Raw genomic sequence first — 26597 nt, forward strand, 5'->3', positions numbered from 1 at the left:
ATGCCATTTGAACCTTTAGTGACAGGTGTTATTGAAACGGCTCTTAATCGACTGATTCAAGATGATGTCCAATTTGTGCAACAAGTGGCTAGGCTGAAAGGCAAAGTTATTCATATACATTTACAAGATTTAGACCGAAACTTGATTTTTGTCTTTAGTCATCAAGTTGATATTTTAAGCCAGTATGAAGGGCAACCCGATTGCTATTTGAGCCTAAAACTAAGCACTTTACCAAAGCTGAAAGATCAATCTCGAATTACTCAATTAATTAAACAAGATCAATTAGTGCTTGAAGGTGATATTCAACTGGCTCAGAAATTTTCGCAACTTATCACTGATATTAAACCGGATATTGAAGAATGGATGTCACGAATAACCGGTGATGTTATCGCGCATACTGTGATTCAAGGTATTAAACAACCCGCGCAATGGTTACGTAATGAAGCGCAACTGCAACAACAACGCTTGGCTACAGTAATAACCGAAGAGTGGAAACTTGCCCCAAATGGTTTAGAAGTGGCTTGCTTTTGTGACCAAGTTGATGACGTGACCAGTTGTGTGGCTCGTCTTGAACAAAAAATGAATCAGTGGATAGAGAAAACATGACCTTAAATGAAATTCGTCGTCTGTATCGAATTACTAAGATTCAACTCGAATATGGCCTTGACGAGTTATTGCCAGATCACCACCTGACTAAATACCCACGTTTGTTTAGAAAGATGTTATTTTGGTTACGTCCGAAGCATCAAGATAAGCTATTAGGTGATCGTCTGCGTTTGGCATTGCAAGAATTAGGGCCAGTGTGGATTAAGTTTGGTCAAATGATGTCAACACGTCGCGATTTGTTCCCCGACCATATCGCCGACCCTTTAGCGTTATTGCAAGATCAGGTTAGCCCGTTTGATGGACGGTTAGCTAAACAACAAATTGAACAGTCACTGGGTGGCCCAGTCGAACAATGGTTTGATGATTTTGATATCAATCCGCTTGCTTCTGCTTCCATTGCTCAGGTTCATACCGCGACAGTCAAAGCCACAGGACAAGAAATTGTACTTAAGGTGATCCGTCCTGATATTCGTCCTGTGATCGAAGCGGACCTAAAATTGATGTATCGCATGGCACATATTGTTGCCAAACTTATGCCAGATGCACGCCGTTTGAAGCCCGTTGAAGTGATAAAAGAATATGAAAGTACTTTGGTTCATGAGCTTGATCTGCGTTGCGAAGCGGCTAATGCACTACAATTAAGACGTAACTTCTTAAATAGTGAAGATTTATACGTTCCTGATGTTCTTATGGACTTCAGCAGTGAGCACCTAATGGTGTCTGAGCGTATTTATGGCGTGCAGGTCTCCGATATTGCAACCTTGCAAACCAATGGCACCAATATGAAACTATTGGCGGAAAAGGGCGTCACTGTCTTTTTTACTCAAGTATTTCGTGACAGCTTTTTCCATGCCGATATGCACCCGGGTAATGTTTTTGTTTCACATGAAACACCGGAAAATCCATTATGGATTGGACTTGATTGCGGAATTGTCGGTACTTTAAATAATGAAGATAAGCGCTATTTAGCGGAAAACTTTTTAGCTTTCTTTAATCGTGATTATCGCCGAGTGGCCGAATTACATGTTGATTCGGGATGGGTTCCAATCGATACCAATGTCGTGGATTTTGAATCCGCGATTAGGACGGTTTGTGAGCCTATTTTTGCCAAGCCATTATGTGAAATATCATTTGGTCATGTGTTGCTAAACCTCTTTAATACCGCACGCCGGTTTAATATGGAAGTTCAGCCACAATTAGTTTTATTGCAAAAAACCTTGTTATACGTAGAAGGGCTAGGACGACAACTTTATCCGCAGTTGGATTTATGGGAAACCGCAAAGCCGTTTCTTGAAAAATGGATGCTTGAACAAGTTGGGCCTAAAGCACTGCTCAATGCGGTTAAAGAGAAGGCGCCATTATGGGCTGAAAAATTGCCAGAATTGCCAGAACTCCTATACGAAACATTAAAGCGCAGTCGTGATATGGATCAAAAGGTCGCGCATCTCTATGACAGCTACGCGTTAAATAAACGCAAACAAGCCAAAGGTAAGTTTTTATTTGGCATTGGAGCCACATTAGTCGTATGCTCTGCCATATTACAATTGAGCACCAACCACTGGCATTCTGATTTGTCGATGGCTGGTGGTGTTATCGGCGTTCTTTTTTGGCTTGCGAGCTGGAAAGCGTATCGTCACTAAAATGTAAACCAAGCGCAGTATCATGTGCTTCTTTTTTAATATCAGACCCGAGGTAAATAAGATGGGCGGAATCAGTATTTGGCAACTTTTAATCATTGCAGTGATCGTAGTACTTTTATTTGGTACTAAGAAACTACGAGGCATTGGTGGTGATTTAGGTTCAGCGGTTAAGGGCTTCAAAAAGGCCATGAGTGAAGAAGAAAATCAACCAGCAGCAAAGTCGAATGACAATGATGCCGATTTTGATCCTAAATCAATTAACCAAGAAAAAACTGATGCATCGGTACAAACGGATGCAAAAAAAGAAAAAGAGCAGGGCTAACTGGTGTTTGATATCGGTTTTTGGGAGCTGGTATTAATATCGGTTGTCGCCTTAGTGGTGCTCGGACCTGAGCGTTTGCCGCATGCGATTCGCAGTGTGACTAAGTTTATTAGCACTGCGAAAAACATGGCGAACAGCGTTAAAGATGAGCTATCACAAGAACTTAAAATTCAAGAGTTACAAGACAATCTTCGCAAAGCAGAAAATATGGGGATGAAAGATTTATCACCAGAGCTGCAATCCTCAATTGAGGCATTAAAACAGGCCGCACAAGACGTGCAACGGCCTTATGCGAAAGATAAGAATGAAGAAACTCAACCAATGACCAAGGCAGATGATGTCGCATCACAGGATGTGAATAAGGCCATAAATGAGACAGCAACGGAAAGCAAAACTATCGACGTAGAGAAAGCAGAGGCGAGTAAAGCTGATGTGAATAAAACGCCATAGAAATAGTCTTTCAATGTCGCCTAGACTCCGTATGAGCTAGGCGTCCCATTATTGAGGTTTTACATGTCCACAGAACAACAAGCTCAACCGCTGATCACGCATCTTCTTGAGCTTCGAAATAGAATTTTAAAAGCGCTCGCTTCTATCCTAATTATCTTTATTGCGATCGTTTGGTTTTCTAGTCAAATCTATGAATTTGTTTCCGCACCTTTGATCAGTCGCCTACCAGCAGGTGGCAGCATGATTGCAACGGATGTGGCTTCGCCTTTCTTTACGCCATTAAAATTGACACTGACGGTAGCGGTCTTTATTGCCGTACCTTTTGTGTTGTATCAAATCTGGGCTTTTGTTGCGCCTGGTTTGTATAAGCATGAACGTCGCTTAATTGCACCATTGTTATTTTCAAGTTCATTGCTATTTTATTGTGGTGTGGCATTTGCTTATTATGTGGTATTCCCGCTGATTTTCTCTTTCTTCACTGCGATAACGCTTGGAGGGGTTGAATTTGCTACTGACATATCCAGTTATCTAGACTTTGTATTATCACTGTTTATGGCGTTCGGGATCGCGTTTGAAGTACCGGTGGCCATTATTCTATTATGCTGGACCGGCGCGACCGATGCTAAAACCTTATCTGAAAAGCGCCCTTATGTGGTGGTTATCGCTTTTGTGGTTGGAATGTTGCTCACTCCTCCTGATATGGTCTCGCAAACCTTACTGGCAGTGCCTATGTGTATTCTGTTTGAGATCGGTTTGTTCTTCTCTCGTTTCTATACTCGCCCGAGTGAGGATGACGATGAGACCGAAGATGACGAAGACCAAGAGACATCAGCGAAAGCGGACTAAATCGAGTCGTTGTTTCCGATATAGTATTAATAAAAAACGCGATACTTCAAAAGTATCGCGTTTTTTATTGCCGACAATTTAGCTTTAGCCGAGAATCAAAATAGTCGAGTTGGCTTTATTTGAGATTAAATAACTGCTGAGTGTTAAGGCGGGTGATGGCCGAAACTTGCTCGACGGAGATCTCACGTAAATCGGCAATACGCTGAGCAACTAATGCCATAAACGAAGGCTCATTACGTTTGCCGCGATGTGGCGTTGGGGCGAGGTAAGGGCAGTCGGTTTCTAAAATAACAAAATCTAAATCCAGATGAGGAATAACCTTATCCATGCCGCCGTTCTTAAAGGTCGATACACCGCCTAAGCCTAAATGAAAGCCCAGTTGGTTAATTGCATTGGCTTGTTCAATGGTTCCGCCGAAACAATGAAAAACGCCGCGCAGAGAGCCATCCTGTTCTTGCTGTAGTATCTCTAAAGTTTGATCAATTGAATCGCGAGTGTGGATCACCACCGGCAAGTTAAGCTCTTTGGCCCATTGTAATTGAGTGCGAAAAGCCAATTCTTGTTGTTGCTGGTAGGTTTTATCCCAATAGAGATCAATCCCAATCTCACCAACGGCAATAAATTGATGCTGGTTAAACCATTGACGGATCACCGCTAAGTCTTGCTCGATATTGTCGTTCACATAACAAGGGTGCAGTCCCATCATTGAGTGACAGATATCGGGATAACGCGCTTGAGTGGCGAGCATAGGTGCAATCGAATCGAGATCGATATTTGGCAATAAAATCTTGTTAATTCCAACCGCAAGAGCACGTTGTACCACTTGGTCGCGGTCATCATCAAATTCAGTCGCGTAAATATGGGCGTGGCTATCAATCATAATCAACTCAGTAAAGATGTGGTCTGTGCAGTATAAACGACCGTGAGATAATCGTCACATCGATTAGACTTCATTTAGTTGGTAACTTGAGAGGTCGTCACTTCAATAGCAGGTTTCAAGCTTAGTCGAGAGTGATATGATAACGCCATACATTAAAAGCGAGCATGAGTTAGTTTCTCGCTTAGGATCATTAAGGAGAGTTAGGGTGTCTGTATCTATTCAAGGTCAATTTCCAGGTCGTCGTCTACGCCGTATTCGTAAGCATGATTTTAGTCGCCGTTTGGTGGCGGAAAATAAAGTCAGTGTGGACGACTTGATTTACCCGATGTTTGTCTTAATGGGGAAAAACCGTCGTGAAGCCGTCGATTCGATGCCAGGTGTCGATCGTCTCTCAATTGATCTGTTATTAGAAGAAGCCGACTATTTAGCCAAGCTTGGTGTACCTGCGATTGCGCTTTTCCCTGTGGTGAGCCAAGATGTAAAGTCTTTATGTGCCGCTGAAGCCTACAATCCTGAAGGCTTAGTACAACGTGCAGTAAAAGCATTAAAAGAGCATGTGCCAGAACTAGGCGTGATCACCGATGTGGCGCTAGACCCTTATACCACCCATGGTCAAGACGGTATTATCGATGCTGATGGTTATGTGCAAAATGATGAAACGACCGAAGTCTTAGTCAAGCAGGCTTTATCACATGCGGCGGCTGGTGCTGATGTGGTGGCCCCGTCAGATATGATGGATGGCCGAATAGGGAAAATCCGTGAAGCGTTAGAAAAAGCAGGGCATATTCATACTCAAATCATGGCTTACTCGGCCAAGTATGCGTCTAATTATTATGGTCCTTTCCGTGATGCGGTCGGTTCGAGCAGTAATTTAAAAGGTGGTAATAAGAAAAACTACCAAATGGATCCGGCCAATAGCGATGAAGCGATCCATGAAGTGGCGATGGATATCAATGAAGGTGCGGATATGGTGATGGTGAAACCCGGTATGCCGTATTTGGATATTGTGCGCCGAGTTAAAACTGAACTACAAGTACCGACTTTTGCATACCAAGTATCGGGTGAATATGCGATGCATAAAGCTGCGATTCAAAACGGATGGTTGAAAGAGAAAGAAACGGTATTAGAATCCTTGCTTTGCTTTAAGCGCGCCGGTGCTGATGGTATTTTGACGTATTTTGCCAAAGATGTGGCTGAGTGGTTAGCGCAAGATAATATTAGTGCGGATGCGCCGGTTCATGAATAGAAATGTTCTGCGTATTTAATTTCGCTTGATCATTAAATTTATGGAATTGATATAAAAATGGAGCCAGTTAGGCTCCATTTTTTATTGAAAATAACCTAGATTAAATCAAATCGATAATTAACGGCCAACCAATATCGGTTTGACGATTGGCTTCTAACTCAAGCTCGGCATAAGTGAGTGGATTAACCTCAAGCCAAGCCTGTGAGATAGAGAGGGTCATCGCGTCACCATTGGCGCTGAGTGTTACTAAAGGTTGTAAATCAACATCACGCCGATGAGTGAGCAATACCGCAAGGCGTAATATCCTTAATAGTCGCTTACTGCTTTGGTTCGAAAGGGCGTGTTGCTCCGGCAATGAGGTGAGCTGTTCGCGGTAACGACGGATCCACTCTGCCAGTAAATGCTTTTGCGCGCGAGTAAAGCCGGGTAGATCTAAATGTTGAATAAGATAGGCACCATGCTCGCCGCCTTTTTTAAAATCGATACTTAAACCAATTTCATGTAACTCTGCCGCTGATTGCAGTAAAAATGGCGCTTGAGCTTCACTAATCCAGAGCAGAGGATCTTGCCTTTGGGCTGCGTGAGCTTGATTAGGCTGGCACTGCGCGAGTAATTGTAAAGCAGTTTTTGCCACTTGATTCGCATAATGGATATCGACTTGATAACGTTTTTGAACGCTATCAATGGTACGTTGACGAATATCGGAGTGTCGCATTTCACTGATCATTTCATACACTAAACCTTCACGCAGTGCGCCACCGGCTAAGGTCATTGATTCGATCTTTAAACTTTCAAAAATAGCGATCAGAATAGAAAGCCCACTTGGGAACACTAAGGCTCGCTCTAAGGTTAAACCTTCAATATCTAATTCTTCTAAATGCGACGCAGCCATCGCCTGTTTTTGTAAGCGCTTAAGCTTAGGAAGGGTGATCACTTCATCCATGCCCTGTGCGAGCATGATCTCTTGTAGAGCTTGTACGGTACCACTGGCACCGACGCATACATCCCAACCGAGTTGAGTGTATTTGGCTAAAATAGGTTGTAGAGTGGCTTTTGCAGCGTTAATCGCATTATCGAAATTATGTTGGGTTAATTGGCGATCATGGAAATAATGATCGAGCCAAGTGACACAGCCCATCGATAGGCTGATTAATGCTTGGGTTTTAAATTCTTTGCCTATGATTAGTTCGGTACTGGCTCCGCCAATATCAACCACCAAGCGACGACCTAGACCGCCAGAAGTATGGGCGACACCTTTATAAATGGTCGCAGCTTCTTCTTGGCCTGAAATAATCTCAATGTTATGACCAAGTATTTGATTGGCCTGACGCAGAAAAACATCCACGTTGGTAGCAGAGCGTAATGCTGCCGTGCCAACAATGCGAATGTTTTCGGCTGGTATATCTTGTAGGCGCTCAGAAAATAAGTTCAAGCAGTCCCATCCGCGTTGCATCGCTTCTTGGCTTAGTTGATTATTTTTATCTAACCCATTAGCCAGACGCACTTTACGCTTAATTTTTGCCATCGTTTGCACGCTACCGTCGATATGACGGACCACTAACATGTGAAAACTATTCGAACCAAGATCGATAGCGGCGTAAAGTGGTGATGAAACTGCTGTACTCATAAATCAATCACACCTTTTTGTGGTAGCTTATCTATTACTACCTAACTGATTAACTACGTGGTTGGCGTGGTGGACGACGATTATTGTTACGTGCACCATTATTACGATTCGAACCACGAGCGCCGCCGGTATTGGTACGACGATTTGTTTGTGGACGACGTTGCAAGCGTAATGCGGTTGGTAATTCTGTCAATAAAGCATCGGCATCATATTCTGACATTGGGATCGAGTGCTCAATGTACTCTTCAATCGCAGGCAGATTAATGGCGTAATCTTCACAGGCAAAACTAATGGATGAACCACTTGCACCAGCGCGACCAGTACGACCAATTCGGTGTACGTAATCTTCAGCATCATCAGGCAGATCAAAGTTAAAGACATGAGTTACTGCAGGAATGTGTAATCCACGCGCCGCCACATCGGTGGCAACTAAGAAATCCACATCACCACGCGTAAATTCATCTAAGATACGCTCACGTTTTTTCTGTGGTACATCACCAGTTAACAATCCAACACGATGTCCATCAGCTGCGAGGTGACCCCAAACTGATTCACATTTGTATTTAGTGTTAGCAAAAATGATCGCACGCTCTGGCCATTCTTCTTCAATTAATGTTTGAAGTAACGCCATTTTGTGTTCATTGGATGGGTAGAACAACTCTTCCTTAATGTTAACCCCAGTTTTTGTTTCATCTTCAACCACAACATGCTCAGGATTGTGCATGTGCTCAAAGGCTAATTCTTGTACGCGGTAAGACAGCGTGGCAGAAAACAGCATGTTAAGACGATCTTTCGGCTCAGGCATGCGGCGGAACAAGAAACGGATATCTTTAATAAAGCCAAGATCGAACATGCGATCGGCTTCATCTAATACCACAGCTTGAATGCTATTTAAATCGAAGACTTTCTGTTTGTAGAAGTCAATAATACGACCACAAGTCCCGATTAAAATATCCACACCGTCTTGCAGCTTAGTTAATTGCTTATCATAGCTTTCGCCACCGTAAGCTAAACCCGCTTTTAGACCTGTCGTGCCAATCAGACCTTCAGCATCATTGTAGATCTGGATCGCAAGTTCGCGAGTCGGAGCCATAATGATAGCGCGAGGGCTGGTTTTAGCACGGCCTTCTGGAGCTTCAGTTGTGAGTAGGTGATTAAAAGTAGCAGTAAGAAACGCGAGCGTTTTACCTGTACCCGTTTGGGCTTGGCCTGCAATGTCTTGGCCGGTGAGCAGTACCGGCAACGCCAAGGCTTGGATAGGGGTACAAAACTCAAACCCTTTTTTATCCAATCCTTCAATGACTTGGGGTAATAAATCCAAGTCGGCGAATTTTTGCTCTGTGATATGTGTCTTCTTCATAGCTATAGAATATCAGCTTAAGCTTGCAATACGAAAGTAAATCCATTCCAATAGGGAATCTAATTGCTGGTTATCATCCAACCAGCTCATAAAAGTAGACATTGGAGTGCAAGATGAGTGACAAGATTATGCAGCTTTCTGACGAAGGTTTCGAGAACGATGTAATCAAAGCTGCTGGTCCAGTTCTAGTCGATTTCTGGGCAGAATGGTGTGGTCCTTGTAAAATGATTGCCCCAATTCTTGATGAAATTGCCGATGAATATGAAGGCAAGTTGACGATTGGTAAGTTAAACATCGATCAAAATGCAGGAACGCCACCAAAATTTGGTATTCGTGGTATTCCAACATTGCTGCTCTTTAAAGACGGCAGTGTTGCTGCAACCAAAGTTGGCGCGTTATCAAAAACTCAATTAAAAGAGTTTTTAGATGCCAACCTATAATTAATTTTTATATGATTAATTAATACCTAACCGCAGATAATGATGTTATTTGCGGTTTTGTATTTTTTAAAAGCTAGACTAGTCTTAAGTTTAGTGATAATTTATCGGACGTTAAATATACAGCTTTTCATTTCATGGCCGATCCTTAAGGTCATACCTATCTTATAAACCACCAATACAGAATCCTATTTTGACAAAACAAGCATCCACCACAATGAACCTGACTGAACTTAAAAATCGCCCTGTTTCCGAACTTGTTGCGCTTGGAGAGAGTCTAGGTCTAGAAAACTTAGCCCGTTTACGCAAACAAGACATTATTTTTTCTATCCTAAAAGCTCAGGCTAAAGGTGGTGAAGATATATTTGGCGATGGGGTTTTAGAAATTCTTCAAGATGGCTTTGGCTTCTTACGCTCGGCAGATTGTTCTTACCTTGCCGGCCCAGATGATATTTATGTATCACCTAGCCAAATTCGTCGTTTTAATTTACGCACAGGTGACTCGGTAGCCGGAAAAATTCGTCCACCAAAAGATGGCGAGCGTTATTTTGCTCTGCTTAAAGTCAATAAGGTTAACTTTGACCGTCCTGATAATGCTCGTAATAAAATTCTTTTCGAAAACTTAACCCCTTTGCATGCCAACGAACGTATGGTGATGGAGCGTGGTAATGGTTCAACCGAAGATATTACAGCACGTGTTCTTGATTTGGCTTCACCTATTGGGAAAGGTCAACGTGGTCTGATTGTTGCTCCGCCGAAAGCGGGTAAAACCATGTTGCTACAAAACATTGCCCAAAGTATTGCCCACAACCACCCTGAGTGTGAGTTGATGGTATTGCTGATTGATGAGCGTCCTGAAGAAGTAACCGAAATGCAACGCTTGGTAAAAGGTGAAGTTATTGCTTCTACTTTTGATGAGCCAGCGTCTCGCCACGTACAAGTGGCTGAAATGGTAATTGAAAAAGCCAAGCGTTTGGTTGAGCATAAAAAAGATGTGGTCATTTTACTCGATTCGATCACTCGTTTAGCTCGTGCTTATAACACCGTGATCCCATCATCAGGTAAGATTTTAACCGGTGGTGTTGATGCGAATGCCTTGCACCGTCCAAAGCGTTTCTTTGGTGCAGCACGTAATGTTGAAGAAGGTGGTAGTTTAACCATCATCGCAACTGCATTGGTTGATACTGGCTCTAAAATGGATGAAGTTATCTACGAAGAGTTTAAAGGTACCGGTAACATGGAATTGCACCTTAACCGTAAGATTGCGGAAAAACGTGTTTTCCCTGCGATTGATTTCAACCGTTCAGGTACTCGTCGTGAAGAGTTGCTGACCAAAGGTGATGAGCTACAGAAAATGTGGATCCTACGTAAGATTGTTCACCCAATGAGTGAAACCGATGCGATGGAATTCCTGATTGATAAGCTTGCCATGACCAAGACCAATAATGAGTTCTTTGATGCGATGCGCCGTCAGTAATGATGATTTTACCAATCGTATATCTGGCTAGATAATCGCTTAGATTGGTATTTGTTCAAAGGGTTAACTCTACTTTTAATCACCGCTCACATTGAGCGGTGATTTTTATTGTATAGAAGTATATATCCAAGTAACGTCAAGATAATTATCAAAGGAAGATAGCTTATGCGCCAAGGATGGTATGCATTGATTCTTTGTTGTTTGATCGGAGTAGGCAGTCCATTTGCGAACGCTGTATCGATCTCACGAGAAGAGTCTCAGCAATGGTTACAGCAACCTCAGTTGGATGAGATCGTTACTAACTTATACGCGCTTGCGATGAGTGATGATGCTCAATCACTGAACAGCCAACTGAATACTCTCTCGATGCCCAATCAAGAGATAGCCCGTTTTCTATTGTTAAAACAATTAGCCAGTAAACAAGTGGTACTTGGTCTCAATATGGTGACATTTGTTCAAGCGCAAACTCGCCACTTACCGACTTATATGATCGAAGAAACAGGCGATGGTTACCAAACCTCCATTCCTGCTTTTAATGCTTCGATTATTGCGACTCGTCTGATGCAGCAACGCACTCAAACTCAATCCAATTTCAATTTTATTCTGGCAGCAGAAGACAATAATCTTCAACTTCAACAGTGGCTGCAAGGTTCATCGGCGCAAGTTAGCCAACGTGAGGCATTACTTATTTCGGTGATTGATAGCTTATCTCCTCAAGCGTTATCTTATTTAGTTGAACAGATTGCAGGTGTGAAGGTGGTGCAATGGCTTCCGTCTTCCGCGGTGATGGCTAAAATGGCGCAAGCTTCGCAAGATCCACGTATGTATCATTTGCTCTGGAGGATGAAGAGTAATACTGATGCCGAAAAAGAAGTGCAACGATTAGCCAAGGTTGGGGATACATTCTCGATCCAACAACTGATCTTAGCGACCGACAACCCAGCCTTAAAATCGACCGCAATGCGCGCTTTAGTCAAGATTAAACCTATACCAATGACATTAGAGCAGTTTTTTGTGGCACAACTAAACCAAGTCGAAGATCAAGATTGGATGCAGGAACTACTGGTGAGTGCAGGTCATGCAGATTGGGTGCAGCAGTTAATCAATAGCGGCTTAATTCCGATGACACAAACCGTCTCCCCCTAGTGATGGATAACGGTTGAAATGATTTTAATTGAAGTGACTTGGGTATATAGCAAGAAACTGCATCTTGAGGTGACTTGGGTATATAATGTCAGCAAATTTAAATAGTCAGTAGAAGTAGTATGAGTATAAAGGATTTACGAGATTTTATTGTCCAGCTTGAAAGCAAAGGGCTACTGAAGCGCATTACACACCCTGTTGACCCTGATTATGAAATGACAGAGATCAGCGATCGTACTTTACGTGCTGGTGGGCCGGCTTTATTGTTTGAAAACCCGATCGGTTACGATATGCCAGTGTTGACCAACTTATTTGGTACGGCAGAGCGGGTTGCAATGGGGATGGGGCGCAATGAAGTCAAAGAACTGCGCGAAGTTGGAAAGTTATTGGCCTACCTTAAAGAGCCTGAGCCTCCAAAAGGGTTCAAAGATGCCATCAATAAATTGCCGGTGTTTAAGCAAGTATTGAATATGCCAGCTAAGCGGCTTCGTCGTGCTGCTTGCCAGGATATTATTTTGCAAGGGGATGAGATTGATCTGGATAAGCTTCCGATCATGAGTTGCTGGCCAGGTGATGTGGCGCCATTGCTAACTTGGGGGTTAACGGTAACGAAAGGTCCGAATAAAAAACGTCAAAATCTTGGTATTTATCGTCAGCAAAAAATCGCTAAGAATAAAATCATCATGCGTTGGTTAGCGCATCGTGGTGGCGCATTGGATATGAAAGATTGGATGGAAACTCACCCAGGTGAACCTTTCCCAGTATCAGTGGCTTTTGGCGCCGACCCAGCTACAATTTTAGGCGCAGTCACGCCGATCCCAGATACGCTATCCGAATACGCTTTTGCGGGGTTATTGCGAGGCAGTAAAACCGAAGTGGTTAAATCTATTAGTAATGATCTGGATGTTCCCGCCAGCGCTGAAATCGTACTCGAAGGCTATATCGATCCAGAAGAGTTTGCTGATGAAGGTCCTTACGGCGATCACACAGGTTATTTTAATGAAGTCGAAAAACATCATGTATTTACCATTACCCATTTAACTATGCGAAAAAATGCCATTTATCACAGCACTTATACTGGCCGCCCGCCCGATGAGCCTGCAGTGTTAGGGGTGGCATTAAATGAAGTATTTGTGCCTATTTTGCAAAAACAATTTCCAGAAATTGAAGACTTTTATTTACCACCAGAAGGATGCTCCTATCGTATGGCGGTGGTAACCATGAAAAAACAATACCCTGGACATGCCAAGCGCGTGATGATGGGGGTATGGTCTTTTTTACGTCAGTTTATGTATACCAAATTTGTCATTGTGTGCGATCAAGATGTTGATATTCGAGATTGGAGCAGTATTACTCAAGCTATGATCACCCACATGGATCCTGTTCGTGATACGGTGCTGATTGATAACACTCCAATTGATTCATTAGATTTTGCTTCACCAGTCGTGGGGCTTGGATCCAAAATGGGTTTAGATGTCACTCACAAATGGTCAGCAGAATTAGCTTCGACAGGTGGGATCAATAGCTTGTTTGACTCGAAAAAGCTAGAGACTGATCAACTCGCTTCTTTATATCAACATTTTCCTGAAATTATCGGTGTGCATTTCCCAACGGCTCCTACTTCTCATCAAATGATGATAGTGAGTATCCGCAAACAAGAAGTGGGACACTGTCGCCGCTTAGCAATGGAACTGTGGCAATATTTAGCCTCATCGATTGATGTTAGGTTTATGATTATATGTGATGATGATGTCAATATTCATGACTGGAATGATATTATTTGGGCGGTAACCACTCGCATGGACCCGACTCGAGATACTCTAATACTCGAAGAGGAAGAGACGACGGATTCAAGTCACTCTAAAATGGTCATGGATGCCACTAATAAATTGTGGGGTGAAACCCAAAGAGAGTGGGGAACACCAATTAAAAAAGATCCTTCCATTGTGAATAAAATTGACTCTATTTGGGAGGAACTCAATATCTTCCCACAGCAAAAATAAAATGTCTTATAAAGTCACGTTACTGCCGAGTCAGCAACAGTTTGAAGTGAGTGAAGGTCAAACTATTCTCGAAGCGGCACTACAATGTGGCGTACAAATACCAAGCCGTTGTAAGGTTGGTGTTTGTACAACGTGCTTATGTAAAAAATCACAAGGAGATGTTCATTATCAACTTGAACCTATGCTCACACAAAAAGAGCAAGAACAAGGTTGGATATTTCCGTGCCTAGCTTATGCAAAGAGTCACTTGATCTTAATTTTAGATGAGTGACCATGAGGAAACCATGACTATACAATGCAACGTAAAAACAATAGAGCCATTAGCGCGTAATACTTACCGAATTATTTTAGCGCCTCAAACGTCTGTCGATTATAAAGCGGGGCAGTATTTGATGGTGGTAATGGGCGAAAAAGATAAACGTCCATTTTCAATTGCAAGTAGCCCATGTCGCCATAATGGTGAGTTAGAATTACATATTGGCGCTGCTGATCATAATGCTTACGCTATAGAAGTGGTCGAAGCGATGAATCATGCTTATGCCAATAATCAAACCATTGAAATAGATGCACCGCACGGCAGCGCTTATCTTCAATCGCCTTCCGACCGTTCATTATTATTGATCGCTGGTGGTACGGGTTTCAGTTATACCCGATCAATTTTAGATCACTGCGTCAGTCAACAACTGCCACAACCGATTTACTTATATTGGGGAGGTAAAGATAGTGAGCAGCTATATGCGATGCGCGAGCTTGAAAAAATAGCGACAGAACATAGTAATGTACACTTTATTCCGGTAGTAGAGGCAGATGAACAAGATTGGGGTGGTAAGAAAGGCAATGTATTAGAGGCAATTGAGCAAGATTTCGATTCACTCAGCGGCTTTGATATTTATATTGCAGGTCGTTTTGAAATGGCTGGGGCAGCTAGAGATCGTTTTGTTGATCATAAATTGGCAAACAAAGAACGAATGTTTGCCGATGCTTACGCTTTTATCTAACCAATCGCGATGAAACTGCCGATAAAACAAACAAAAAAGGAGCGTTGTGCTCCTTTTTTAGTCGAAGTGGGAATAAAAACAAAAAAGTGTAAAAAAGATCTTGCCAATATAGAGTTGATCTCTATAATGCGACCTCACTGACACGGAGCACACAGCCTAACGGCCGCAACGAGTCAGAGGTCATAACCTTCTCAAAAAGGTTAACGAAAAAAGATTGCAGAAAGTGTTTGACACGCTCAATCAAATCGTTAAAATGGCCGCCCTGTTCAACGAGACGCAAGTCGCACGAACAGTTGCTCTTTAACAATTTAAACCTATCAATCTGTGTGGGCACTCGTTGATGATAATCAATAAAGCTCGTCTTTTTTAACGAAGAGGCGAAGCAAAAATGATTTCAATGAACTGAGTGACCAAATTGAACAATTTATTGTTCGGCACAGTCAATTCATTACCATTCTGTTGGAATGGTAATAGCTTTAAAATTACACTTTATCTTCGGATAAAGATTAGTTTTGAAGTCAGTATTCGTTGAGTCACTCCCTTTTAATTAAGGGAATCAAAATCTTAAATTGAAGAGTTTGATCATGGCTCAGATTGAACGCTGGCGGCAGGCCTAACACATGCAAGTCGAGCGGTAACAGAGATAGCTTGCTATCTGCTGACGAGCGGCGGACGGGTGAGTAATGCATAGGAAGTTGCCCTGATGTGGGGGATACCAGTTGGAAACGACTGTTAATACCGCATAATCTTTTCGGAGCAAAGCGGGGGACCTTCGGGCCTCGCGCGTTAGGATACGCCTATTGGGATTAGCTAGTTGGTGAGGTAATGGCTCACCAAGGCGACGATCCCTAGCTGGTCTGAGAGGATGATCAGCCACACTGGGACTGAGACACGGCCCAGACTCCTACGGGAGGCAGCAGTGGGGAATATTGCACAATGGGCGAAAGCCTGATGCAGCCATGCCGCGTGTATGAAGAAGGCCTTCGGGTTGTAAAGTACTTTCAGTTGTGAGGAAGGTTGCGTAGTTAATAGCTGCGTAGCTTGACGTTAGCAACAGAAGAAGCACCGGCTAACTCCGTGCCAGCAGCCGCGGTAATACGGAGGGTGCGAGCGTTAATCGGAATTACTGGGCGTAAAGCGCATGCAGGTGGTTTGTTAAGTCAGATGTGAAAGCCCAGGGCTCAACCTCGGAAGGTCATTTGAAACTGGCAAACTAGAGTACTGTAGAGGGGGGTAGAATTTCAGGTGTAGCGGTGAAATGCGTAGAGATCTGAAGGAATACCAGTGGCGAAGGCGGCCCCCTGGACAGATACTGACACTCAGATGCGAAAGCGTGGGGAGCAAACGGGATTAGATACCCCGGTAGTCCACGCCGTAAACGATGTCTACTTGGAGGTTGTGGCCTTGAGCCGTGGCTTTCGGAGCTAACGCGTTAAGTAGACCGCCTGGGGAGTACGGTCGCAAGATTAAAACTCAAATGAATTGACGGGGGCCCGCACAAGCGGTGGAGCATGTGGTTTAATTCGATGCAACGCGAAGAACCTTACCTACTCTTGACATCTACAGAAGTCGGCGGAGACGCTGATGTGCCTTCGGGAACTGTAAGACAGGTGCTGCATGGCTGTCGTCAGCTCGTGTTGTGAAATGTTGGGTTAAGTCCCGCAACGAGCGCAACCCTTATCCTTGTTTGCCAGCGAGTAATGTCGGGAACTCCAGGGAGACTGCCGGTGATAAACCGGAGGAAGGTGGGGACGACGTCAAGTCATCATGGCCCTTACGAGTAGGGCTACACACGTGCTACAATGGCGCATACAGAGGGCAGCAAGCTAGCGATAGTGAGCGAATCCCAAAAAGTGCGTCGTAGTCCGGATTGGAGTCTGCAACTCGACTCCATGAAGTCGGAATCGCTAGTAATCGTGGATCAGAATGCCACGGTGAATACGTTCCCGGGCCTTGTACACACCGCCCGTCACACCATGGGAGTGGGCTGCAAAAGAAGTAGGTAGTTTAACCTTTCGGGGAGGACGCTTACCACTTTGTGGTTCATGACTGGGGTGAAGTCGTAACAAGGTAGCCCTAGGGGAACCTGGGGCTGGATCACCTCCTTACGAAAAGATTATTTTTGATGAGTACCCACACAGATTGATTAGGTTTAGAAAAGTTAAGAGTTTTAATGTTGGGTCTGTAGCTCAGCTGGTTAGAGCGCTCGCCTGATAAGCGGGAGGTCGGTGGTTCAAGTCCACTCAGACCCACCAATTTTCCTCCAGAGAGAATTGGTCAACATTAAGAAACGATGGGGCTATAGCTCAGCTGGGAGAGCGCCTGCCTTGCACGCAGGAGGTCTGCGGTTCGATCCCGCATAGCTCCACCATCTTTAAGTATTCTCCTTGAGAGTATTTAAAGATGGTTACATCGAAAGATATAACTTGCTCTTTAACAATTTGGAAAGCTGACTGAATAAATAACCAAGGTTATTTGTTCAAAATAAAAGTTCTCAAATCTTATTGCTTGCTTGCAAGTGATGAGTAACAACACACATTCAAGTGTCTTGTATTCTACAAACCATTTATGGTTTGTTCTATTGAGTCCGGCAAATCGTTTATTCAAGATTACCCTCTTGAATAAACAAAAAACTAAACCTTATTTAGTTGAACATACATAAGACCCTTTTGGGTTGTATGGTTAAGTGAATAAGCGTACACGGTGGATGCCTAGGCAGTCAGAGGCGATGAAGGACGTATTAACTTGCGATAAGCGTAGATAAGGCAGTAAAAGCCACTTGAGTCTACGATTTCCGAATGGGGAAACCCACGTGCATAAGCACGTATTATTAACTGAATACATAGGTTAATAAGGCGAACCCGGGGAACTGAAACATCTAAGTACCCGGAGGAAGAGAAATCAACCGAGATTCCGAAAGTAGCGGCGAGCGAAATTGGATTAGCCCTTAAGCTTTATATGATGCAGGTGAAGGCTCTGGAAAGTGCCGCGATACAGGGTGATAGCCCCGTAACCGACACATCATACTAAGTGAAAACGAGTAAGGCGGGACACGTGATATCCTGTTTGAATATGGGGGGACCATCCTCCAAGGCTAAATACTCCTGACTGACCGATAGTGAACCAGTACCGTGAGGGAAAGGCGAAAAGAACCCCTGTGAGGGGAGTGAAATAGAACCTGAAACCGTGTACGTACAAGCAGTAGGAGCACCTTCGTGGTGTGACTGCGTACCTTTTGTATAATGGGTCAGCGACTTAATTTTAGTAGCAAGGTTAACCGTTTAGGGGAGCCGTAGGGAAACCGAGTCTTAACTGGGCGAATAGTTGCTAGGATTAGACCCGAAACCAGGTGATCTAGCCATGGGCAGGTTGAAGATTGAGTAACATCAATTGGAGGACCGAACCGACTAATGTTGAAAAATTAGCGGATGACTTGTGGCTAGGGGTGAAAGGCCAATCAAACCTGGAGATAGCTGGTTCTCCCCGAAAGCTATTTAGGTAGCGCCTCGGACGAATACTACTGGGGGTAGAGCACTGTTAAGGCTAGGGGGTCATCCCGACTTACCAACCCTTTGCAAACTCCGAATACCAGTAAGTAATATCCGGGAGACACACGGCGGGTGCTAACGTCCGTCGTGGAGAGGGAAACAACCCAGACCGCCAGCTAAGGTCCCAAAGTATAGCTAAGTGGGAAACGATGTGGGAAGGCTCAGACAGCCAGGATGTTGGCTTAGAAGCAGCCATCATTTAAAGAAAGCGTAATAGCTCACTGGTCGAGTCGGCCTGCGCGGAAGATGTAACGGGGCTAAGCTATACACCGAAGCTGCGGCAGCATAATTTATTATGCTGGGTAGGGGAGCGTTCTGTAAGCCGTTGAAGGTGAACTGAGAAGTTTGCTGGAGGTATCAGAAGTGCGAATGCTGACATGAGTAACGATAAAGGGAGTGAAAAACTCCCTCGCCGGAAGACCAAGGGTTCCTGTCCAACGTTAATCGGGGCAGGGTAAGTCGACCCCTAAGGCGAGGCTGAAAAGCGTAGTCGATGGGAAACGGGTTAATATTCCCGTACTTCTTATAAATGCGATGGGGGGACGGAGAAGGCTAGGTGGGCCTGGCGATGGTTGTCCAGGTTCAAGTGCGTAGGCTAATTTCTTAGGTAAATCCGGGAAATTGTTAGGCTGAGACACGATGTCGAGTCACTACGGTGATGAAGTCATTGATGCCATACTTCCAGGAAAAGCCTCTAAGCTTCAGTTTATAAGAAATCGTACCCCAAACCGACACAGGTGGTCGGGTAGAGAATACCAAGGCGCTTGAGAGAACTCGGGTGAAGGAACTAGGCAAAATGGTACCGTAACTTCGGGAGAAGGTACGCTCCTGTTGGTGATGAGACTTGCTCTCTAAGCTGACGGGAGTCGCAGATACCAGGTGGCTGCAACTGTTTATTAAAAACACAGCACTGTGCAAAATCGTAAGATGACGTATACGGTGTGACGCCTGCCCGGTGCCGGAAGGTTAATTGATGGGGTTAGACTTCGGTCGAAGCTCTTGATCGAAGCCCCGGTAAACGGCGGCCGTAACTATAACGGTCCTAAGGTAGCGAAATTCCTTGTCGGGTAAGTTCCGACCTGCACGAATGGCGTAATGATGGCCACGCTGTCTCCACCCGAGACTCAGTGAAATTGAAATCGCTGTGAAGATGCAGTGTACCCGCGGCTAGACGGAAAGACCCCGTGAACCTTTACTACAGCTTGGCACTGAACATTGAACCTACATGTGTAGGATAGGTGGGAGACTTTGAAGCATTGTCGCTAGATGATGTGGAGTCGTCCTTGAAATACCACCCTTGTAGTTTTGATGTTCTAACATAGGTCCCTAATCGGGATTGTGGACAGTGCCTGGTGGGTAGTTTGACTGGGGCGGTCTCCTCCCAAAGAGTAACGGAGGAGCACGAAGGTGGGCTAAACACGGTTGGACATCGTGTGGTTAGTGCAATGGCATAAGCCCGCTTGACTGCGAGAATGACAATTCGAGCAGGTGCGAAAGCAGGTCATAGTGATCCGGTGGTTCTGAATGGAAGGGCCATCGCTCAACGGATAAAAGGTACTCCGGGGATAACAGGCTGATACCGCCCAAGAGTTCATATCGACGGCGGTGTTTGGCACCTCGATGTCGGCTCATCACATCCTGGGGCTGAAGTCGGTCCCAAGGGTATGGCTGTTCGCCATTTAAAGTGGTACGCGAGCTGGGTTTAGAACGTCGTGAGACAGTTCGGTCCCTATCTGCCGTGGGCGTTGGAAGATTGAAGGGGGCTGCTCCTAGTACGAGAGGACCGGAGTGGACGAACCACTGGTGTTCGGGTTGTCATGCCAATGGCATTGCCCGGTAGCTAAGTTCGGAATCGATAAGTGCTGAAAGCATCTAAGCACGAAGCGAGCCCTGAGATGAGTCTTCCCTGGCGCTTTAAGCGTCCTAAAGGGTTGTTCGAGACTAGAACGTTGATAGGCAGGGTGTGTAAGTGCTGCGAGGCATTGAGCTAACCTGTACTAATTGCCCGTGAGGCTTAACCATACAACACCTAAAGGGTTTTGTTGTTGGATTTAATAGAAGATACAGAATAGATACTTGAATTTGTGTGAGAACGAATTAGCAAAGCAGCTTTCCGAATTAGTTAAGACGAAATCGTCTTAACAAAGAATATTGCTTGGCGACCATAGCATTGTGGACCCACCTGATTCCATGCCGAACTCAGAAGTGAAACGCAATAGCGCCGATGGTAGTGTGGGGTTTCCCCATGTGAGAGTAGGACATCGCCAGGCTTTGATTTAGTATACTGAATAGACACTGCGGAGTGGTAGTTCAGTTGGTTAGAATACCGGCCTGTCACGCCGGGGGTCGCGGGTTCGAGTCCCGTCCACTCCGCCACTATTTATGAAAGCCTGATTCGAAAGAGTCGGGCTTTTTTACGTCTGAACAAAGTTGAATTATAGAACGTAAAGGCAATGACTTTGAGGTGATATACTGTGGTCGCATTAGTTGGTTAACTCTATTCAGAAGCGGCGGCCTGTCACGTCGGGGGCGCGCAAGATTGTTGATATTAGGGAGCCCCGTCCACATCACCACTGTCTTTTTTATAATAGCTGAAAGCCCGATTCGAAAGAGTCGTTTTTTTACGTCTGGACAATCCCGAAAAACAGCTACAAAAATGTATGGTCCGCCTCTTAATTGCAACTACAATTAATTAATGACGGAGTTAGTTTGCGCTAATGTATTCGGAGTCACGTTTGGTGAGCTCATGGCTTACCAGCTCCACGATGATATCCGCGCCAGATTATCCTTAAAAAGCCAAAAGCATTTTTATGCTGTTTTTTGTATCTGGTTTTTAATCTGGCCGATTGACCGTTTTTGTCATCACTTTCATTGACGTTGCAAACTCGGTTACGGCTGCAAAGCAGCCTTAAAAGCTTGGAGGTGTTGTAACACCGCCCAAGCTATTCTTGCTAGCTTGTTGGCAAGTGCTACCACTACAACATTAAACGGCTTGGTTGCCCTCAAATTGACCAGCCATTGACGAAATACTTTCCCTGTGGTTTCTGGCCTAGATAAAATCGCTCTAGCACCATGAACAAATAAGGTCCGAAGCTGTTTATTTCCTCGTTTACTAACACCAAATAACTTGGGTTTACCTCCTGTCGAAAACTGCCTTGGAACAAGACCCAGCCATGCTGCCATATTACGACCATTTGCAAAGTTATTTGCAGAGCTCACATCAGCAATACAAAGCGTTGATGTCAGATCTCCAATGCCGGGAATTGTTTTTAATAACCGAGCTAATTCATTATGTTCAGAAATATCATGAAGCTTAATGTCTTGCGCTTTTATTTGTTGGCTCAAATAAGAATAATGCTCATGGATACTACATAGTTCATTGAGTAAACTCGGGGGTAATTCTTGATTTTGTTCTGCTAACCACTGGAAAAGTGCTTTCATATTTGCATGTCCTTTGGGCAGGCTCAGGCCAAATTCGAGTAGAATTGCGCCAATTCTAGACATACATGCCGTTCGTTCTTTTATATAACCATCTCTAATTCGATGAATCGTTGCTATAACTTGTGCATCTTCTGTTTTTACTGCAACAAAACGCATAGATGGTCGGCTCGCTGCTTCTGCTATCGCAGCTGCATCAATGAAGTCATTTTTATTACCCTTGACGTAAGGTTTTACATATTGAGGGGGGATGAGTTTGGTCTGATGACCTAAATTTATGCATTTTCGAGCGAGCCAATGGGATCCACCACATGCTTCAAAAGCGATAATTGTAGGTTCTAGCTTCGCAATAAAAGAGATTAATTGGTTTCGATTATATTTTTTCCGTAAAACTTCTTTCCCCGAGTGGCTATGACCAACCACGTGAAAGCTATGTTTACCTAAATCGATACCTAAAATTTGGATAGAAGACATATGGTTCACCTCATTTATGAATGCCTACTCTAAGCATAGGAGTTTGAGAGTGAGGCGGACCATATAATTAAGCCGAAGTATTCTTCTTCGGCTTTTTTGTGAATCTATAATATCTGCTTGAGTATCTTATCGGCCTTTATCCGCTTAATTTTACGTATCAATTTCTGAACCCCTTCAGGATATAAATCTATGTCTTCCAATTGCTTGTAGCTTCCAACAAGGTGAGTATGTTCTAAGATTGAAGTAAGCTCTTGTTCAAATTGATCGCGAAGTAATTGTTGAGGGTCCTTTACTAATAAACCGTTCTCCAAATCCAATTTCCACGCTCTAGGGTTTAAATTATTACCGGTTATTAGCATATACTCTTTATCTACCCACATACCTTTTAGGTGAAAGCTATTGTTGTTGTGTTTCCATAAATGGATAGAAAGTTGTCGACTGGCGATATGAGCCTCATTTACTTTGGCAAATTGGCGCAAGTTAACTTCGTATAAATAGGGTAAGCCAGCGATGGTTTTAAAGTCTTCCTCGGGCGGAATATAAAAGTCATTGGCGGTTTTATCACCGACAACAATCGTGATTTTGACACCACGTTTAATCGCTTTTTTAATCTCTTTTGCTACACTTTTAGGAAAATTGAAATACGGCGTAAAAATAGCAATGTCTTTTTCTGCACAAGCAATTAGATGGTTAATGTGTAGGTTTAGTTTATTACGACGCTTGCCAACACCAACCAGCGGAATAATACCCACCTCACCATCTTGTAATTGATCACCATTAAACTGATAGCTTGATTGGGCTAATAAAGCCCTAAACTGTTTAATCGCCAGCTTAAGTGATTTGGTGGTCGGACGGTTTTCTTGATTAAGACTGTTAACCGCAGGGTTAGCCACCATATATTGATCGATATAATTAACCATAGTTTGGGCTAAGGTCTGATTTTCAATAACATGGTAGCGGTCAAAACGGTACTTATTGCTTTGATGAAGATAAATATTATTGAGGCTTGCTCCGCTATAGATAACGGTATCATCGATAATAAAGCCTTTAAGGTGCAATACGCCGAATACCTCTTTGATACGAACAGGAATACCGAGTATAGAAATACCATGTTGATATTTTTTTTCTAGTTCGCAATAAAAAGCGGCGTTACCATCAGTTTTTCCCGCGCCAATTAATCCGCGTTGGGCTCGGTGCCAATCGACACAAACGGTCACCTCTAATTGAGGATTGCGTTGTTTCGCTTCATAAAGCTCGGTTAAAACTTCTCGACCCGCTTCATCATTCTCTAAATAAAGTGCGACGAGATAAATTCGATTACGGGCACTTTTAATCTCGGATAGCAGGCGCTCTCTGAATTGCTTGGCCTGAAATAGAACTTCAAACTTATTCGGATCTTGAGCTATGGTTGGTAGCTGTTCGAGTAAATCCTTACTAGCTATCATATATATTCTTAACCTTAGAAACTTTAGAGTCTTATGAAGGTAACTTTACCAAAAAAGGTAGCCACCTGACTATATTTGCTTGGTATCTTATGCCATATCAACGGATTTGTACTGCATTGGTAACAGTTTTTTTCCATTTGTAATGTAACGAAGGAATAATTGTCTTAACGATGATGGCAACTGCTCACTTTCAATGGCGTGAAAGCCGCCTTGTTGATAAAACGTTTCTAAATGCTGATAAGCAAAACAATAGCAATTTGAGTTTAACTCTTCAGTTGCGCAGTAACTAAGTAACTGCTGACCAATCCCTTGTTGTCGATGATCTGGCACTACGAGCATACCTGTCAATAATGTATATTGCTCAATAGGACGAAAACGCACAATGGCAATGATAGTCTGCTGTTGATAACCGACCACCACTCTTTCATTTTTCTTTACCTTAGCCAAAGGGTAATACGCCTTATAAATAGGCTTAAGTAAAGGGTATTTGATTAGAGGAAGAATCTGGAAAATGACTGACATTATGAAGGGCTATGATTGCGTTTCGGATAGGGTAGAATAGCACGATACAAGAACAGGTAATCAATCAAATGAATGTAAACGATAATGTAAACTTAAAACCATTCCATACTTTTGGTATTGATATGCCATGTGACACTCTAATTGAAGCAACGACAATAGAGGATATAGCACAAGCCTTTCAATCAATGGAATGGATAAGGAAGCCTAAATTGTTATTAGGTAAAGGGAGTAATGTCCTTTTTACCGAACCTTACCAAGGTGTAGTGATCGTCAATCACTTACAAGGTAAGACGCTAACAGAAAAAGAAGGTCATTATCACCTGAATATTAGTGGTGGTGAGGATTGGCCTAGTTTGGTTGACTGGACCTTAGAGCAAGGTATCGGCGGCCTAGAGAATTTAGCTTTAATCCCTGGGTGTGCAGGTAGTGCTCCAATCCAAAATATCGGTGCTTATGGGGTTGAGTTCAAAGATGTCTGTGAATATGTCGATTATTTGGATCTTGCTGACTTTAAAGTAAAGCGATTATCCGCTGCTGAGTGCTGCTTCTCTTACCGTGACTCGATTTTCAAACAAGCATTGTACAATAAAGTGGTTATTACTGCTGTGGGCTTGGTTCTCAGTAAAGAATGGTGCCCTAATTTATCATACGGGCCATTAGCGGCGCACAAAGACTTGCTGAACACTCCCAAATCGGTTTCTGATTTAGTGTGTGAGATTCGACGCAGTAAACTGCCTGATCCTGCCGTGATGGGAAATGCAGGTAGTTTCTTTAAAAATCCAATTATTAGCCACGAGCATTACCAACAATTAAAAATAGCCCACCCCGAAATGAGTGGTTATGAAACCGAAGTTGGTGTCAAAATTGCCGCCGGTTGGCTCATTGATCGCTGTGGCTTGAAAGGTCATCAAGTGGGTGGCGCTCAAGTACACCCGCAGCAGGCTTTAGTTTTAGTCAATACTGGAACCGCAAGCGCAAAAGATGTATTGGATCTTGCTTGGTTTATAAAGCAAAGCGTGAAGACTAAATATGGTGTTGAACTTGAGCATGAAGTTCGATTTTTCACTGCGACAGAAGAATCGAAACTCGATGTAATACTTCAAGAATCAGAGCGATAATATGGTGTCGTCGTGCATCCGAATAAGGCAATCATAATGACTGAAATGATACGCAAAGAGCATGTAGTTAAATATCAAATTATCAAAGTACTTTCCGATGGGCAATTTCATTCCGGTGAAGCGCTTGGTGAAATGCTCGGTATGTCTAGAGCGGCGATTAGTAAGCATGTTAAAGCTATTCAAACTTGGGGTCTAGACATCTATCGAGTTCAAGGGAAAGGGTATCAATTGTCGAATGCGATTGAGCTACTCGATCAAAGCTTAATCCAACGCAGTTCGCAACAACCAGTAGAGCTTATTCCTATTATCGATTCGACCAATCAGTATTTACTTGATAAGAGTAAAGATAAAGAAAGCGGTTGTGTCTGCGTGGCGGAATACCAAGCCAAAGGAAGAGGGCGCAGAGGTAGAGAATGGGTGTCACCATTTGGCGCAAATCTTTATTTCTCTATGTATTGGAAGCTAGATGCTGGTGTGGCCGCTGCTATGGGGCTTAGTCTGGCTATCGGGGTGGCAATTGTTGATGGGTTAGAGTCACTTGGTGCAAAAGACATTAAATTAAAGTGGCCAAATGACATCTATCACCATGATAAAAAGCTGGCCGGAGTATTAGTTGAAATGTCAGGGCAAACCGGTGAAGCTGCGCATTTAGTGATAGGGATGGGATTAAATATCCACATGTCAAAAACGACGGATAACATTGATCAATCGTGGACTAATCTAGAGCAGGTATTTGATGGTAATACTCCGAGCCGCAATAACGTGGTGATTGCATTACTGGCTGCTTGGAAGCGTGTATTAACTGAATATGAACACAAAGGCATGAGTGAGCTGGTTGAGCGCTGGAATCAACTGGATAATTTTCATAATCAGTCGATCAAACTGATTATGGGCAACAAAGAAGTTTATGGACAATGTAAAGGAATCAATTCGCAGGGAGCGATTTTATTACACACCGAGCAAGGGGAAGAAGCGTATGTCGGCGGCGAGATTTCTCTGCGCAAAGCCGATAACTAA

At 43.6% G+C, this 26597-nt stretch carries 18 protein-coding genes, 3 tRNA genes, 3 rRNA genes and 3 pseudogenes; 21 read left to right on the forward strand and 6 right to left on the reverse strand.

Annotation, left to right across the window (positions count from 1 at the left end; translation table 11 throughout):
* The 5 genes and pseudogenes from GFB47_RS00340 to tatC all read left to right on the forward strand — a co-directional run bounded on the left by GFB47_RS00340 (window position 1) and on the right by tatC (window position 3864).
* A complete protein-coding gene (locus GFB47_RS00340; RefSeq protein WP_153445608.1) occupies window positions 1-606 on the forward strand; it encodes a ubiquinone biosynthesis accessory factor UbiJ in 606 nt (201 codons plus the stop codon).
* Window positions 603-2246, forward strand: coding sequence for a ubiquinone biosynthesis regulatory protein kinase UbiB (gene ubiB / locus GFB47_RS00345; protein WP_153445610.1), 1644 nt, complete (start codon window positions 603-605; stop codon window positions 2244-2246). The genes GFB47_RS00340 and ubiB overlap by 4 nt, the downstream gene beginning before the upstream one ends.
* A 61-nt stretch (window positions 2247-2307) precedes the next feature.
* Window positions 2308-2568: a Sec-independent protein translocase subunit TatA gene (gene tatA, locus GFB47_RS00350; protein WP_153445612.1), complete on the forward strand. Its 261-nt coding sequence runs from the start codon at window positions 2308-2310 to the stop codon at window positions 2566-2568.
* A 3-nt stretch (window positions 2569-2571) separates the two neighbouring features.
* Window positions 2572-2875: pseudogene (gene tatB / locus GFB47_RS00355) on the forward strand (Sec-independent protein translocase protein TatB); the annotation flags it as partial.
* Between the two features lie 206 nt (window positions 2876-3081).
* Window positions 3082-3864, forward strand: coding sequence for a twin-arginine translocase subunit TatC (tatC, locus tag GFB47_RS00360; RefSeq protein WP_153445616.1), 783 nt, complete (start codon window positions 3082-3084; stop codon window positions 3862-3864).
* Window positions 3865-3979: 115 nt separating this feature from the next.
* Here tatC and GFB47_RS00365 read toward each other — a convergent pair whose 3' ends face one another.
* Complete coding sequence (locus tag GFB47_RS00365; protein ID WP_153445617.1) at window positions 3980-4744, reverse strand: TatD family hydrolase; 765 nt, start codon at window positions 4742-4744, stop codon at window positions 3980-3982.
* 205 nt (window positions 4745-4949) lie between these two features.
* On the opposite strand from GFB47_RS00365, the gene hemB reads away from it, so the two are divergent.
* Entirely contained in the window at window positions 4950-5990 is a 1041-nt protein-coding gene (gene hemB / locus GFB47_RS00370; protein WP_153445619.1) for a porphobilinogen synthase, read from the forward strand.
* A gap of 100 nt (window positions 5991-6090) precedes the next feature.
* Here hemB and gppA read toward each other — a convergent pair whose 3' ends face one another.
* Both gppA and rhlB read right to left on the reverse strand, forming a co-directional pair.
* On the reverse strand, window positions 6091-7617 hold the full coding sequence (gppA, locus tag GFB47_RS00375) for a guanosine-5'-triphosphate,3'-diphosphate diphosphatase (RefSeq protein ID WP_153445621.1): 1527 nt from the start codon (window positions 7615-7617) through the stop codon (window positions 6091-6093).
* A gap of 49 nt (window positions 7618-7666) precedes the next feature.
* Window positions 7667-8977 (reverse strand): ATP-dependent RNA helicase RhlB, encoded by a 1311-nt coding sequence (gene rhlB, locus GFB47_RS00380; RefSeq protein WP_153445623.1) that lies wholly within the window; start codon window positions 8975-8977, stop codon window positions 7667-7669.
* A 113-nt stretch (window positions 8978-9090) separates the two neighbouring features.
* On the opposite strand from rhlB, the gene trxA reads away from it, so the two are divergent.
* The 13 genes and pseudogenes from trxA (at window position 9091) to GFB47_RS00440 (ending at window position 20959) form a co-directional block, all read left to right on the forward strand.
* Window positions 9091-9417, forward strand: coding sequence for a thioredoxin TrxA (gene trxA, locus GFB47_RS00385; RefSeq protein ID WP_153445625.1), 327 nt, complete (start codon window positions 9091-9093; stop codon window positions 9415-9417).
* A 214-nt stretch (window positions 9418-9631) separates the two neighbouring features.
* Complete coding sequence (gene rho, locus GFB47_RS00390; RefSeq protein WP_153448091.1) at window positions 9632-10891, forward strand: transcription termination factor Rho; 1260 nt, start codon at window positions 9632-9634, stop codon at window positions 10889-10891.
* A 165-nt stretch (window positions 10892-11056) separates the two neighbouring features.
* On the forward strand, window positions 11057-12037 hold the full coding sequence (locus GFB47_RS00395) for a hypothetical protein (RefSeq protein WP_153445626.1): 981 nt from the start codon (window positions 11057-11059) through the stop codon (window positions 12035-12037).
* 119 nt (window positions 12038-12156) lie between these two features.
* Window positions 12157-13543 (forward strand): annotated as a pseudogene (gene ubiD, locus GFB47_RS00400) (4-hydroxy-3-polyprenylbenzoate decarboxylase); the annotation flags it as partial.
* A gap of 65 nt (window positions 13544-13608) precedes the next feature.
* A pseudogene (locus tag GFB47_RS16745) lies at window positions 13609-14037 on the forward strand (4-hydroxy-3-polyprenylbenzoate decarboxylase); the annotation flags it as partial.
* Between the two features lies 1 nt (window position 14038).
* On the forward strand, window positions 14039-14308 hold the full coding sequence (locus GFB47_RS00405) for a 2Fe-2S iron-sulfur cluster-binding protein (RefSeq protein ID WP_153445629.1): 270 nt from the start codon (window positions 14039-14041) through the stop codon (window positions 14306-14308).
* Between the two features lie 13 nt (window positions 14309-14321).
* Window positions 14322-15035, forward strand: a complete 714-nt coding sequence (fre, locus tag GFB47_RS00410; protein WP_153445631.1) for an NAD(P)H-flavin reductase — start codon at window positions 14322-14324, stop codon at window positions 15033-15035.
* Window positions 15036-15601: 566 nt separating this feature from the next.
* Window positions 15602-17143: ribosomal RNA gene (locus tag GFB47_RS00415) — 16S ribosomal RNA — on the forward strand.
* A gap of 70 nt (window positions 17144-17213) precedes the next feature.
* Window positions 17214-17290, forward strand: a tRNA-Ile gene (locus GFB47_RS00420).
* A gap of 40 nt (window positions 17291-17330) precedes the next feature.
* Window positions 17331-17406: transfer RNA gene (locus tag GFB47_RS00425), tRNA-Ala, on the forward strand.
* A gap of 309 nt (window positions 17407-17715) precedes the next feature.
* Window positions 17716-20605 (forward strand): 23S ribosomal RNA (locus GFB47_RS00430).
* Window positions 20606-20737: 132 nt separating this feature from the next.
* Window positions 20738-20853: ribosomal RNA gene (gene rrf, locus GFB47_RS00435) — 5S ribosomal RNA — on the forward strand.
* Together the 16S, 23S and 5S rRNA genes with 3 tRNA genes alongside form the textbook arrangement of a ribosomal RNA operon.
* Window positions 20854-20882: 29 nt before the next feature.
* A tRNA-Asp gene (locus GFB47_RS00440) sits at window positions 20883-20959 on the forward strand.
* 513 nt (window positions 20960-21472) lie between these two features.
* Here the strand turns inward: GFB47_RS00440 and GFB47_RS00445 are convergent.
* The 3 genes from GFB47_RS00445 to GFB47_RS00455 form a co-directional block, all read right to left on the reverse strand.
* Window positions 21473-22495, reverse strand: a complete 1023-nt coding sequence (locus GFB47_RS00445) for an IS110 family RNA-guided transposase (protein WP_153445633.1) — start codon at window positions 22493-22495, stop codon at window positions 21473-21475.
* A 104-nt stretch (window positions 22496-22599) separates the two neighbouring features.
* Complete coding sequence (gene pssA, locus GFB47_RS00450) at window positions 22600-23940, reverse strand: CDP-diacylglycerol--serine O-phosphatidyltransferase (protein WP_153445635.1); 1341 nt, start codon at window positions 23938-23940, stop codon at window positions 22600-22602.
* Window positions 23941-24027: 87 nt separating this feature from the next.
* Window positions 24028-24387, reverse strand: a complete 360-nt coding sequence (locus tag GFB47_RS00455; RefSeq protein ID WP_238925528.1) for a GNAT family N-acetyltransferase — start codon at window positions 24385-24387, stop codon at window positions 24028-24030.
* 143 nt (window positions 24388-24530) lie between these two features.
* Between GFB47_RS00455 and murB the strand changes: the two genes are divergently transcribed.
* Both murB and birA read left to right on the forward strand, forming a co-directional pair.
* Window positions 24531-25580 carry a UDP-N-acetylmuramate dehydrogenase gene (gene murB / locus GFB47_RS00460; RefSeq protein ID WP_153445639.1) on the forward strand — a complete coding sequence of 350 codons (1050 nt, stop codon included), beginning with the start codon at window positions 24531-24533 and terminating at the stop codon, window positions 25578-25580.
* 36 nt (window positions 25581-25616) lie between these two features.
* Complete coding sequence (gene birA, locus GFB47_RS00465) at window positions 25617-26597, forward strand: bifunctional biotin--[acetyl-CoA-carboxylase] ligase/biotin operon repressor BirA (RefSeq protein WP_153445641.1); 981 nt, start codon at window positions 25617-25619, stop codon at window positions 26595-26597.

The organism is Vibrio algicola (assembly GCF_009601765.2).
Lineage (GTDB): Bacteria > Pseudomonadota > Gammaproteobacteria > Enterobacterales > Vibrionaceae > Vibrio > Vibrio algicola.